This window comes from Clostridiales bacterium, from assembly GCA_017569285.1.
GTDB lineage: Bacteria > Bacillota > Clostridia > Christensenellales > Aristaeellaceae > Aristaeella.
The window spans coordinates 3,111,037-3,123,333 of sequence record CP069419.1; the positions used below are offsets into that span (position 1 = coordinate 3,111,037).

The window sequence follows — 12,297 nt, forward strand, 5'->3', positions numbered from 1 at the left end:
CCGGATATTGAAATCCGGCGGATGACCATCGATGACCTGGATGCCGTGACAGCGATTGAGGAAGCCACCTTCGCCATTCCGTGGAGCCGCGAAAGCTTCCGGCAGGAGCTGGAGCGGAACGTGGCGGCACGCTACCTGGTGGCGGTGAAGGACGGCCGGGTGGTCGGCTATGCCGGGGCGTGGATCATCCTGGATGAAAGCCATATCACAAATATCGCGATTGAAGAAGGCGAGCGCGGGCAGGGCATCGGGCGGAAACTGACAGAAGCGCTGATGCAGTACATTTCCAACCTCGGCGCCGCATACGCGACGCTGGAAGTGCGCGTGAGCAATGAACGGGCCCAGCGGCTGTACAAAAGCCTGGGGTTTGTGAGCGTGGGCAAGCGGAAGCGGTATTATGAGGATAACGGAGAGGATGCCTTCCTGATGGTATGCGAACACATGCCGGATGTGGAGGAAGATTTTGAGGAGGCGTAAGGAATGCGGAAATGGCTGATCCCGGGCGCGGCGGTCCTGCTGTGCGCGCTGGTCCTTGCGCTGTGCGGAGCCGCGTCCGCGGATGAGGCGGAAAACATTACCGGAAGCTGCACGGTGAAGCTGTGCAGCAAGAATTTCAAGGCCGCGAAGATTACAGACGGGCTGTACACCAGCTACTGGGAAAGCGACAAGACGACCCATCCGTGGATTACGGTGAGCTCAAAGGATCCGATTTACGGGCTGTACCTGTGCTTCCAGAAAATGCCGGAGCATTACCAGGTGCAGCGGGAAAAGAGCGGCGGGGAATGGGAAACCCTGTATGAAGGGGATACCCGGTTCCATCATATGTATTACCCGATTGACGGGTATAAGCACCTGCGCGTGTATGTGCCGGACAAAGGCAAAACCACGATGGGCTTCAACGAGATTTTTGCTTTCGGCGAGGGAGAGATTCCGGACTGGGTGCAGCAGTGGAAACCGGTGCCGGAAAAAACGGAAATGCTGTTCCTTGCGACGCACCCGGATGATGATATCCTTTTCCTGGGAAGCGTGATCGCCTGGTACGGCATTGAAAAGCAGCGGAATATCACTGTGGCGTACCTGACCAAATCCAACACAACCCGCCGGAGCGAGGCACTGAACGGGCTGTGGGAGCTGGGTATCCGGACTTATCCGGTATTCGGGGAATTCCGGGATGTGTATGCCAACCCCAACCGGATCTCCCAGGCGTACAAGGAGACCGGGGGAAAGGACAAGGTACAGGGCTGGGTGACGGAACTGTACCGGCGACTGAAGCCGGAGGTGGTTGTGACCCAGGACCTGGAAGGCGAATACGGCCATCCGCAGCACAAGATGGTGGCGGACGCGGCATGCACCGCGTTTGAACTGGCTGCAGACGCCGGAAAATACCCGGACAGCCTGGCACTTTACGGCACATGGGAAGTGAAAAAGCTGTATATCCACCTGTACGGCACCCCCCGGGAACAGGTTGAGTTTGACTGGACCGTGCCGCTGGACTCGCTGGGCGGAGAGACGCCAAACGAGCGGGCGGCGGACGCCTACGCCATGCATAAGACGCAGGTCGGCCAGGGACGGAAAAGCAACGGCGTGTTTACACCGTTCTCCGTGGAGGAATTCGGCGTGAAACGGTACCCGAACAATATATTCGGCCTGTACGCAACCCGTGTGGGACCGGATATCGGACATGACGACATGCTGGAAAACATTGAGGGAATTGAGGAATGAGCATGAAAAGAACTATAGCGGCGCTGCTGGCCCTGATGCTTCTGTTTTCCGCAGGAGCAGCCTTCGCGGCGGACGCGCCGGCAGAAGCAGCCGCGGCGCCGGAATGGGCGGACGTGAAGCTGAACAGCCGCGGCTTTATCGACGAGGGCGAATACGTTTTTGAAGACGATGAAAACGGGCACTGGATATACGTGAGCCCAAGCCTGCGGATTGAGATTGTCCGGACCCTGGAGACACCGGAGAAGAAAAAGAAATCCGACAAAATGCAGCAGTTCTACTGCTATACGGCGGATATCCGGTGCGACACGGAAAACGGGGAGCTTCCGAAGACCATCTGGAGCGATCCGGACAACCCCCGGGGCCGGAATACCGAAAAGTTTTCCAAAGATATCGCGGAAATCAACCGTGCCGTCTTCGCAACCAGCACGGATTATTACACCTACCGGGTGGACAAGAAGAAAAAAGACGGCGGGAATGTTGGAATCGTGATCCGGGACGGGGAAGTCCTGTATAACCACCCGGTCAAAAACCGCGAGAAGAGCATGCCGAATTATGAAACCCTGGCCATATTCGCCGACGGCCATGTGGAAAGCTGGCCGAATACGGAAAAGAAAGCCGATGAATATATCCGGGAAGGCGCCCTGCAGGTTTATACCTTCGGCCCCTGCCTGGTACGGGACGGGGAACTGACCGAATATATCCACAAGCATGCCAACCGGAGCCTGAATCCCCGGCACGCATTCGGAATGGTGGAGCCCGGGCATTATATTGACGTCATCTGCGAAGGCCGCCTGTGGACAAAGCAGAAAATCCTGGGTGAGGTCATCGAAAAACGTTCCACCGGGGTGATGATGGAGACCCTGGCGGAGATCATGCAGGCCAGGGGATGCAGGATCGCCGTGAACCTGGACGGCGGACAAACCGCTGTGATGACCTTTATGGGAAAACAGCTGAACTATGTGATCAAAAGCGACCCGTATGGACGGAAAACCTTTGAAATGCTGGGGTTCGGCACCTGGGGAAACGAAACCGCGGCTGCTGAAACAGAGTGAAAAACAATATAAATACAATTTAAATACAAGCCCGCCGGGATAAAGGCGGGCTTTTGTGCGTCTATTACTATGGGGACTGCAAAAACAAAAACGCAAAGATTTGCGTTTTTGAACCGAAACCGGTGAAAAACCACCGGCGGACGGAAAGAACCACAGGGAGACCTGCACGGGACCCGCATCCCCGGAACCATTGGAGGAGAGGGAACGCAGGCGGTCCATCGCGCAAGGTGGAAAAGGCGGCAGATCTGTGGTATAATAACCTGTTCGGAGCTGCCTGATTGGTACGGACAAATCCGAACGAAAAGAGATCGGGAGATACGAAATGAGACACATATACCGGAATATCATCCTGCTGATGACGGTGCTCTGCCTGCTGGCGGGCACGGCAGCCGCGGAGGAAGCCCCGGCCACACCGACGGACCTGGAACCGACCCCGCAGGGCCTCATCGAAGCAGAGATCCAGAAAGCTGACAAAACAGTCCGGCTGGAAAACGAGGCGCGGATCTTCGGGACGCTGAAGGCGGAAGAGGGCGGATACGTCTACCGGATTGCTGTGGAAGCCAAAAAAGGGAGCCGGATCTGCGTGCTGGCCGAAACCGACCGACAGGTGGAAGTACACGCTGCACCGGCGGACGGAAGCGCAGAGAAGAACCTGAAGGAAACCCGGACGGAAGGGGAACCGGCCGGATATATCTATGAAATCATTTCCTATGAAACGCGGACGGACGTTACCCTGATCCGCATCTGCGGAAAGAGCCCGGCTCCGTTTACCGTGCTGATCCAGACTGAAGCGGCGTGGCGGGCGGCCCAGCCGACAACCCCGCCGACCACTCCGCCGACCGATGCCCCGACAGAGGCACCGACGGACGCACCGGATGTGACGCCGACCCCCACACCGGACGTGACACCGACCCCCACGCCCACGCCGGAACCGACACCGACACCGGAGCCTGAACCGGAACACAAACCGGATCCGTCCACACCGACGCCGGAACCCGAACCGGAGCCGGAACCGGAACCCGAACCGATCCACTGGGGCGGCGGAGGCGGGGGCGGAAGCCGCCCGCAGCCGCACGCGAAAAATACCGCGAAACCGAAGGCGGATTATGACCTGGTGCTGCTGAACGGGCTGGACAAGGCCGGGGAAACCCGGATGAGCCGGCTGGCGCTGGGCGGCGAAGAGCTTGAACTGGAACTGCGCCAGACTGGCGCTGAAAATGAAGGATTTACCATCTCCGCATTCCGATGGGAACAGGCGGAAGGGGAAGAGAACGGCGCAGGCGCGCCGGACACCCTGGTGCTGGCTGCGGAAAACGCAGCGCAGAACACCTGGGAAATCAACGGAACCGTACTGCGCCGGATGAACAAGAGCGGAATTGCCCACCTGGCGCTGCAAAACGGGGAACGGCTGGTCGTCCTGTCCACCGAAGGGATCCTGGAAGGGTGGATGTATGACGAACTGAAAAGCCGGGGAACAGGGAGCCGTCGTTTTACGTTTACTATAGAGACCGGCGGTGACAATCCCGCTGTGTGGCAGCTGGCTGTTGACGAAAAGACGTACCTGCTGACGGAGGACACACAGGCGGACATCCACCTGACGGGCGTGTATGACGGACCGGCGGAAGCGCTGGACCGGCCGTTCGGATCGTGGGAGGACAATACAAAGGAAAGTGAGGATGGATCCAGATGAAGAAGGGGTTTGCTTTACTGCTGGTACTGGTCCTGTGCGCTGCCATCGGAGGCGCTGCGCTGGGAGAGGCTGAACTGTCCTACGACGGCGAGGTGGTTGCCGGGGAATCCATTCCCGTAACCGCACCCTACGGCGGCCTGATCAGTGTGATGATCCCGCGCGGGAACAGCTGGGTGAAGGCCGGCGACGAGATCTGCGAGATCGAGGGCAAGCTGAACTATGCCCCGATCGAAGGCACGGTGACAGGCCTGTATGCCGTGGAAGGCGACGGAGCGGAATCCATCGGGGAACGGTACGGCGCGGTGCTCTTTATTGAGCCCACGCACAAGTATGTGATCCAGGGATCCAGCGAAAAGGCCTACAACAAGAGCGAAAACTATTTCGTTCATCTGGGCGAGCGCGTGTACATGAGCTGCATCAAGGACGGCACCCACCAGGGAACCGGCGTGGTATCCGCACTGACCGAAAGCGGCTATACGGTTGAGGTAACCGGCGGCGAATTCTACCTGAACGAAAAGGTGGATATCTACCGCACCAGCGAAAAGACCAAGGACAGCTGCATCGGCCGCGGCACGGTGAACCGGGCCAAGCCGGTGGAGGTGAAGGGCACCGGCAGCATCCTGAAGCTGCTGGTGAAGAATGGCGATTTCGTGGAACGCGGGGAAGCACTGTTTGAGACCGTGGACGGCGTGCTGGACGGCCTGTACGCACCGGACCGGAAGGTGCTGAGCCCTGTGACCGGTGTGGTCGAATCCGTGGAGAAGCACAAAGGCGAGAATGCCGCCAAGGGGGACGCCCTGATCAAGGTGAGCCCGGCGGATTCATTCCAGGTGGAATTCTCCGTGCCGGAATCGGACCTGTTCAGCCTGACGGAGGGACAGCCGGTAAAACTGGAGCTTTACTGGGACAACGAGGACGGCGGCACCTATGATGGCAAAATCGCCGCGATTTCCTACAAGAACGAAACCGCGGCCGCATCCGCCACAACCACAACCTCCGACCGGAAGAGCTACAAGGTATGGGCTTCCTTTACACCGGATGAACGCATTCGGCTGGGAATGACCATGGTGGTCTATCCCGTAACGGCACCGGAAGAGGAGCCGGAAAATACGACCGAAGAGGAGTAACCGAACGATGAAAAAGATTTTTGCTTTGATCCTGGCGGCAATGATGCTGCTGATGAGCGTTCCGGCGATGGCCGGCACGGGCGACCAGACAATTGTGCATACGGATAACACCGCCTGGTACAGAAACGTATTTATTTCGAATGTGATGGCCGCAGCGGACAACCAGCTGTATGTGTTCATGCAGGACGGCAATAAAGAGATCCTGCGGGTATATTCCCTGGACAGCGGAGAACATGCAGACTATACCCTGCGGGATTACGATGCCGGGATGGATTCTTCCATGCTGGATTACTATGAGATCACGGATGAAGGCATCAGCTTCAAGGAGGATGCGGTCCGTGAATACAGCGAGGAGGAAAACTACAATACAGCGGCATGGTTCGCATGGAACGGCAGTATCTATGCCATCCAGTACAAATATGTATACGACCAGGAAAACGGGAACAGCAGTACCATCGAGGGCGGCTTCGTGAAGAAACTGAAGCTGGCAGACGGAAAAGCCGAACTGGAAGACACAACGGATATCCCGCGGCTGGACTGGACCGAAATGGTCATGGAATACGGCGAAGGATGGACGGACAGCAAACAGCTGGACGGCGCGACCGTATGCGGCAATACCCTGATCGGCCGGAGCTGGGACAATAACGGGAATTCCACGCTTGAATCGTTTGACCTGACCACCGGCTTCCACGGGACAATGGAGATGGATGAAAACGCGACTGTCTACGTCAGCAGCAGTTCCATCCTTGCCTGCGAAGAAGAATATGAAGAGAATTCCATTTCCTACAACATCCAGCTGGTGAATCCCGCGGACGGCAGCCAGGAAGAACTGCTTTCCTATACCCAGGAAGGCGACGGGAATTATATGTACAATATGATTTTCGACGCGGAAAAGAACACCCTGTACTACTACATGAACGGTGAAATCTGGTCGATGCCGGGAGTGCAGCCGGAAGCCGCCACAGCGGTATGCGACTGCCCGACCACCGGAAATATGTCCATTATTCCGGACGGGCGGATGCTGATCTGGGACAGCAGCAATATCCTCATCCGCAATATCGATCCGGCCTCCCGCGGCACCGAGACCCGGATGATCGTAAATGATTTCGCGTACGGCAACGGCCTGGAAGAAGCTGTATTTGACTTCGCCAACGTACACGGAGAAGTGACGGTTGTGGTGAAGCACGGCGGAGACCGGCAGATGATCCTGCAGGACATGATGAACCGCGAAAGCGAAACGGACATCTATACCATGGATTATGAATCAAGCGAGTTTTCCGCACTCCTGAACCGCGGATTCCTGACGGACATGAGCGGGAACGCAAAGATTGCGGCGGATAACGCGGCGCTCTATCCCTTTGTGCGGGAAGCTGTGGTGAAGGACGGACAGATTGTGGCTGTGCCGGTCGGTATCAACGGCCAGGTGATCAGCATCAACCGGAAAGTCTGGAAGGAAATCGGCGGAACCGAGGAAGAACTGCCGAAGACCTGGAGCCAGTTTATGGACTGGCTGGAAACACTGCCGGAAAAGGTGAAGGACCAGAACTGCCGGATCTTTGAATCCTATGTAAGCGACAACGAATTCAGATGGCAGGTGATGCGGCAGATCCTGAATGAGTATGAAGCCCGGCTTGAAAATGCCGGCGGGGAATTCGCGTTCAACACACCGGAACTGCGGGAACTGCTGGAACGGGTGCAGAAAGTGGATCCTGACCTGCTGGGCCTCAAGAGCCAGGCAGACCTGGAAGAGGGATATTACGAAGATTACGGCGACGGCGAATACAAGGAGCCGCTGCTGGAGATCTATGCCGAATCCACCATGCGGACCTGGGGCAACGCGACTCCGCTGATGCTGAGCTTTGATGAGAGCGAGCAGCCCATCCTTCCCATCAGCCTGACCGTGGCGTTTATCAATCCCTATTCCACGAAGGCAGACCTTGCGGCGGAATACCTGGGACTTGCCGCCCGGAAACAGTGGCAGGATTCCCTTTACAGCCTGTACAGCGACATGACGGAACCGGTGGTCTATCCCTACTACGAAGAAAACCATGCCCGGTCGTTGAAAAACCTGGAAGACGCGAAAACCCTCCTGAACGCAGCAAAGACTGAGCAGGAGATCCACGACTGGACCGAAACGGTTGAATCGTATGAGCAGATGCTGAAGGACGAAGAGGAAAACAAATGGGCTGTCAGCCCGGATAATATCGCCGATTACCAGGCACGGACGTCCTACCTGCGGGTTTCCGCCTACAGCTTCATCAGCGATATGCTGGCGGACAACAAGAGCGCGGAAGCCTTCTGGTCCAAGATGGACGGCTTCGTAAACGGGGACGTACCCGCCGCTGAGCTGCTGGACAGCATTGACAGCAAGGTACAGATGATGAGACTGGAAGGGAACTGATTCCTTTTGTACAAAAAATTCAGGCAGGCCCTGCCATTCCTGCTGCCGGGAATGGCAGGTCTCCTGCTGTTCTACGGGATCCCTTTTATCGGGGGAATCTGGTACAGTGTGACAGACGGCAGCGTTAAGAATGAATTTGTCGGACTGAACAACTTTATATCGGTGTGGCAGAACCCGATGTTCCAGCTGGGACTGAGGAACGCGCTGGAGCTTTCGCTGATCTGCGCGCCGCTGCTTTTCCTGCTGAGCTTCCTGCTGGCGGCGGGACTCCACCGGATGCGGCCGGCCGGGGCGTTTTTCCGCTCCAGCGTGCTGATGCCGTACCTGATGCCTTCTTCCGCCGTGCTGATTATCTGGCTGCTGTGGTTTGACTACGGCGGGCCGGTAAACCGGATCCTGACCGCGCTGGGCGGGCAGCGTATCGACTGGCTGCTGGGAGCGGAACTGCGGATCCCGGTTGTCCTGCTTTTCCTGTGGAAAAACCTGGGCTTCTGTGTGATTGTGTTCCTGTCGGCCCTGCAGTCCATCCCGGAATCCCTGTACGAATACGCAACGCTGGAAGGCGCGTCCTTCCGGAAACAGACATTTTCCATTACGCTGCCGCTGGTGGTTCCGTCCGCTTTCCTGGTGGCGATCCTGTCGTTTGTTTCCGCGTTCCGGATATTCAAGGAGATTTACTTTATCGGCGGGGCATATCCGAAGGACCCGCTGTATACGCTGCAGAACTACATGAGCAACATGTACAACAAACTGAATTACCAGAACGTGACCGCGGCGGCCTATATGTTCGCCCTGATTGTGTTCCTGCTGTTCGGCCTGCTGTTCCTGAGCCAGCGGACGGCGCTGAAACGGCTGAACGGGGAGGGCTGAGCATGAATCCGAACAAAGATATCCGCGTATGGCTTGCGCGTATATTCCTGACGGTGATGGCCATTGTGATGCTGCTGCCGATGGTGCAGACGTTCCTGTATTCCTTTTCCTCCATCCCGGAAATGAAAGCATATATGAAAACGCGGGGGAGCCGGGAAGAGACGGAGTGGATGGATCCGCACCTGTCGCCGAACATGATTTCCCTGGGACAGTATGAGCAGATCCTGATCAAGGACAACACGGTGCTGCAGTATTTCATCAACTCCGTGGTGTACGCGGCGGCAATCCTGGCCGGACAGGCGCTGGTGCTGCCGGCACTGGCCTACGGACTGAGCAAATTCCGCTTCCGCGGGCGGGAAGGAATTTTCTTCCTGATCGTGATGCTGATGCTGCTGCCGTTCCAGGTGACCATGGTGCCGAACGTGCTGACGCTGCGGTTTATGGGGCTGCTGAATACCCAGTGGGCCGTAATCCTGCCGATGTGGTTTGCACCGTTCTACGTATTCCTGCTGCGACAGTATATGATTACCCTGCCGGATGAGCTGCTGGAGGCTTCCTCCATGGACGGCGCCGGACCTTTCCGGAGCTTCCTGTGGATTGTGATTCCGGTATGCCAGCCGGTTATCGGCGCGGCTGCGGCGCTTTCCTTCGCGGAGAACTGGAACCTGGTGGAGCAGCCGCTGACTTACCTTTCCCGGAAGCCTGAGCTGATGCCGCTTTCCACGGTGTTCAACCAGCTGGCGGGCGAGAATACGGGATTTGAGTTTGCGGGAGCCGCACTGTATATCCTGCCGGCGATGCTGGTATACTTCTTCTTCCAGAAGGATATCCTGAGCGGGATCCAGCTGACCGAGATGAAGTAAACCATTCGGTAAGACATTCGGATGACTGCAGATACCTGTATGTCCATCAGAACGAAAGAGGAATGAGACGGAAATGAACCTGAAGAAATTTGCCCTGCGGGGAATGATCATCCTGGCCGTGGTGATCGCACTGTGCATCCTGTTTTCCGGGACTATCCGGACGCTGACCACGCCGAAGGTCCGCTTCGCGAAGGCGAAGATGGGCAAGCTGGAAACCGTGACCGAGCTGAAAGGCCAGGTGGCTTTCCCGGACAGCGAGAAGATCACCGTAAACGTGCCGGAAGGGCAGAGCCTGACCATCACGGCCCTGCTGGTGTCTCCCGGGGAGCATGTATACGCGGGCGCCCGGCTGGTGACGATGAAAGTGACCGGCGGGGAGAAAACGCTGGAAGAACTGCAGGCAACCTATGAGAAGGCGCGGAAAAACCTGGACGACTGGGAACGGAAGAACGGCAATATCCGCCTAAGCCGCAACGAAGAGCTGTGGATGGCGGCATACGAGAAGGCCTCCGCAGCGGAGCGGGCAGAACAGAATGCCCGGCTGGAGCTGCTGATCGCCCTGGAGCCGCTGGAAATCAAAGAAGTTCCGGAACAGCTGCCTGAAAACGCGGATGAATATATGCGCAGCTGCTTCGCAGCCTGGGAAGAAACAGAAAAGGTGCGCACTGAAGCCCGGAAGGAGCTGCAGGCCCTGGACCGGTATGCAATCGCCGACGACGTGTGGACGCTGCTGGAACAGAAAAAGGGATATGAAAAGGAACTTGCGGACAGCGAGAGCAAGATGATGGAAATCCAGATGCTGATGCGGAAGGTTTCCGTGATCACCGCGCCGCATGAAGGATACATCGCGACGGTTTCCGTGGAACGGAACGGCACGGTGAACAGCGGGACGGAGACAATCCTGACAATTACACCGGAAGGCAAAAGCCCCGTGATCCGGGCGGATACTTCCGAAATCAAGCAGAATATCCAGAAGGGCGCTTCGGTCCGGGTGGATACCGATTCCTGGGGCCGGCCGGAGACCCGGATCATCAATACCGGCATGGACGATACCGGCCACCCGTACGCGGACGCTGAGATTACCCAGGATATCATCTACGCGCTGGGCTCCGTTTCCACCATGATGCAGGACAAGATTACCCTGCGCCTGACAACCAAAGCCCAGCAGTCCACGTGCCTGATTCCGGCATCCGCGGTACGCGGCCAGGGAGAAGAGGGCCGGTATGTCTATTACGCGGAACAGGAAGAATCCGCTTTTGCCGGAAAAAAGATCACCGTCAGGAAAATGCCGGTGAAGGTGCTTTCGGAAAACGCATCGACCGTATCGATCGAGGATGATATCAGCTACTTCAAGATCATCTATATGGAAGACCGGCATATCAACGAAGGCGATACTGTAATGCAGTATGAGGAGTAAGAAGGAATGAAACGCGGCATACGAATCTCCCTGGTCCTGGTGATCGGGATGATCCTGGCGGCGGCCGGGGTAATCGGCCTGCTGCAGGGACCGGGCCTGGTTCAGTACACCTTCCTGCCCGGAGAGGAAACCGTTTCCACCCTGCTGGAAGAACTGGGAACCATGCAGGAGGCGCTGAAGGATTCCTTCCCCGTGATTACCCTGCACGCACAGAAAAGCGGACGGTCGCTGACATACGGCGAGGGCACAAGCCAGAATGATGTGGTTGTATACGCTGTGGGACCGAACTGGTATGAGGCCTATCCGATGCAGATGGCAGCCGGACGGCCGGTGACCGCACCGGATTCCCGGCAGAACGCAAAAGTAATTGTGCTGGACCGGGAAACCGCGTTCCTGTTTTTCGGGGAAGGCGATCCGATCGGGAAAACCGTGAGCCTGGACGGAACGGCCCTGGAAGTGATCGGCGTGGCAGAACACAGCCGCCGGATCGGCGAAACGGATATCCACGCGGCCTGGGTCCCGCTGGGAACGGTAAAAGGCAGCCTGATGGTGGTTTCCGCACCGCTTGCAAAAGCCAGCAGCCTGATGAAGGTTTTTGAATCAGCCGCTGCCGAGAATTTCGATAAAAACCAGGACAAGAACGGCACCCTGATCAGCACGGCCCGGGAAACCGTCGGCCAGACTATGATGCTGCGGATCATCGCGGTGATCTTCGCAGTCTGGCTGCTGAAAAAATGGACCAAAGTACTCAGCGGCACATGGCGCACAGCCATGGAGCGGATCCGCGGAAAATCAAAGCAGTGGTATCCGCTGCGGATGATTCCTTACGGAGCAGCGCAGATGCTGCTGCCGATCCTGCTGACGGCGGTGACCATCGGCGCGGCCTACCTGATCGCGGTATTTGCCGTAAACCCGGCATATGTTTACCCCGAATGGATTCCGGAATCCCTGGGCGATTTCTCGAAATGGACTGCCCGGTTCTGGAACCTGACCGGCGATGCGGCAAAGACCGTACAGATGCAGACGCCCGAGCTCGCGGAAGCGCGGTTCTGGGGCGGCCTTACGCAATGGGGGACTGTGCTGATGCTGGCAGGAGTGATCCTGACGATGCTGAAAAGCGCGAAAAAAGGAAAAAATCCTTGACACATAAGGGAT

10 protein-coding genes are annotated in these 12,297 nt (G+C 57.3%); all 10 read left to right on the plus strand.

What is annotated here, in order from left to right; genetic code table 11:
- Positions 1 to 21: 21 nt before the first annotated feature.
- The 10 genes from rimI to JNO48_13720 all read left to right on the plus strand — a co-directional run bounded on the left by rimI (position 22) and on the right by JNO48_13720 (position 12,285).
- Positions 22 to 477, plus strand: coding sequence for a ribosomal protein S18-alanine N-acetyltransferase (gene rimI, locus JNO48_13675; protein ID QTE69773.1), 456 nt, complete (start codon positions 22 to 24; stop codon positions 475 to 477).
- A gap of 3 nt (positions 478 to 480) precedes the next feature.
- Complete coding sequence (locus JNO48_13680) at positions 481 to 1,722, plus strand: PIG-L family deacetylase (protein ID QTE68217.1); 1,242 nt, start codon at positions 481 to 483, stop codon at positions 1,720 to 1,722.
- Between the two features lie 2 nt (positions 1,723 to 1,724).
- Complete coding sequence (locus JNO48_13685; GenBank protein ID QTE68218.1) at positions 1,725 to 2,774, plus strand: phosphodiester glycosidase family protein; 1,050 nt, start codon at positions 1,725 to 1,727, stop codon at positions 2,772 to 2,774.
- A 322-nt stretch (positions 2,775 to 3,096) separates the two neighbouring features.
- A complete protein-coding gene (locus tag JNO48_13690; GenBank protein QTE68219.1) occupies positions 3,097 to 4,464 on the plus strand; it encodes a hypothetical protein in 1,368 nt (455 codons plus the stop codon).
- Positions 4,461 to 5,591 carry an HlyD family efflux transporter periplasmic adaptor subunit gene (locus tag JNO48_13695; GenBank protein QTE68220.1) on the plus strand — a complete coding sequence of 377 codons (1,131 nt, stop codon included), beginning with the start codon at positions 4,461 to 4,463 and terminating at the stop codon, positions 5,589 to 5,591. The genes JNO48_13690 and JNO48_13695 overlap by 4 nt, the downstream gene beginning before the upstream one ends.
- A 7-nt stretch (positions 5,592 to 5,598) precedes the next feature.
- Positions 5,599 to 7,992: a carbohydrate ABC transporter substrate-binding protein gene (locus JNO48_13700; protein ID QTE68221.1), complete on the plus strand. Its 2,394-nt coding sequence runs from the start codon at positions 5,599 to 5,601 to the stop codon at positions 7,990 to 7,992.
- A 6-nt stretch (positions 7,993 to 7,998) separates the two neighbouring features.
- Positions 7,999 to 8,862, plus strand: a complete 864-nt coding sequence (locus JNO48_13705; GenBank protein ID QTE68222.1) for a sugar ABC transporter permease — start codon at positions 7,999 to 8,001, stop codon at positions 8,860 to 8,862.
- A 2-nt stretch (positions 8,863 to 8,864) separates the two neighbouring features.
- The gene (locus JNO48_13710; protein QTE68223.1) at positions 8,865 to 9,725 is read left to right on the plus strand and encodes a carbohydrate ABC transporter permease; all 861 of its coding nucleotides are present in this window, start codon (positions 8,865 to 8,867) and stop codon (positions 9,723 to 9,725) included.
- A 73-nt stretch (positions 9,726 to 9,798) separates the two neighbouring features.
- A complete protein-coding gene (locus JNO48_13715; GenBank protein QTE68224.1) occupies positions 9,799 to 11,142 on the plus strand; it encodes a hypothetical protein in 1,344 nt (447 codons plus the stop codon).
- Between the two features lie 6 nt (positions 11,143 to 11,148).
- Positions 11,149 to 12,285 carry an ABC transporter permease gene (locus JNO48_13720; GenBank protein ID QTE68225.1) on the plus strand — a complete coding sequence of 379 codons (1,137 nt, stop codon included), beginning with the start codon at positions 11,149 to 11,151 and terminating at the stop codon, positions 12,283 to 12,285.
- Positions 12,286 to 12,297 lie beyond the last annotated feature (12 nt).

Bases quoted from the DNA above. Each gene is read 5' to 3' on its own strand.
- rimI (QTE69773.1), top strand. From the start codon at position 22: ATGACCATCGATGACCTGGATGCCGTGACAGCGATTGAGGAAGCCACC.
- JNO48_13680 (QTE68217.1), top strand. From the start codon at position 481: ATGCGGAAATGGCTGATCCCGGGCGCGGCGGTCCTGCTGTGCGCGCTG.
- JNO48_13685 (QTE68218.1), top strand. From the start codon at position 1,725: ATGAAAAGAACTATAGCGGCGCTGCTGGCCCTGATGCTTCTGTTTTCC.
- JNO48_13690 (QTE68219.1), top strand. From the start codon at position 3,097: ATGAGACACATATACCGGAATATCATCCTGCTGATGACGGTGCTCTGC.
- JNO48_13695 (QTE68220.1), top strand. From the start codon at position 4,461: ATGAAGAAGGGGTTTGCTTTACTGCTGGTACTGGTCCTGTGCGCTGCC.
- JNO48_13700 (QTE68221.1), top strand. From the start codon at position 5,599: ATGAAAAAGATTTTTGCTTTGATCCTGGCGGCAATGATGCTGCTGATG.
- JNO48_13710 (QTE68223.1), top strand. From the start codon at position 8,865: ATGAATCCGAACAAAGATATCCGCGTATGGCTTGCGCGTATATTCCTG.
- JNO48_13715 (QTE68224.1), top strand. From the start codon at position 9,799: ATGAACCTGAAGAAATTTGCCCTGCGGGGAATGATCATCCTGGCCGTG.
- JNO48_13720 (QTE68225.1), top strand. From the start codon at position 11,149: ATGAAACGCGGCATACGAATCTCCCTGGTCCTGGTGATCGGGATGATC.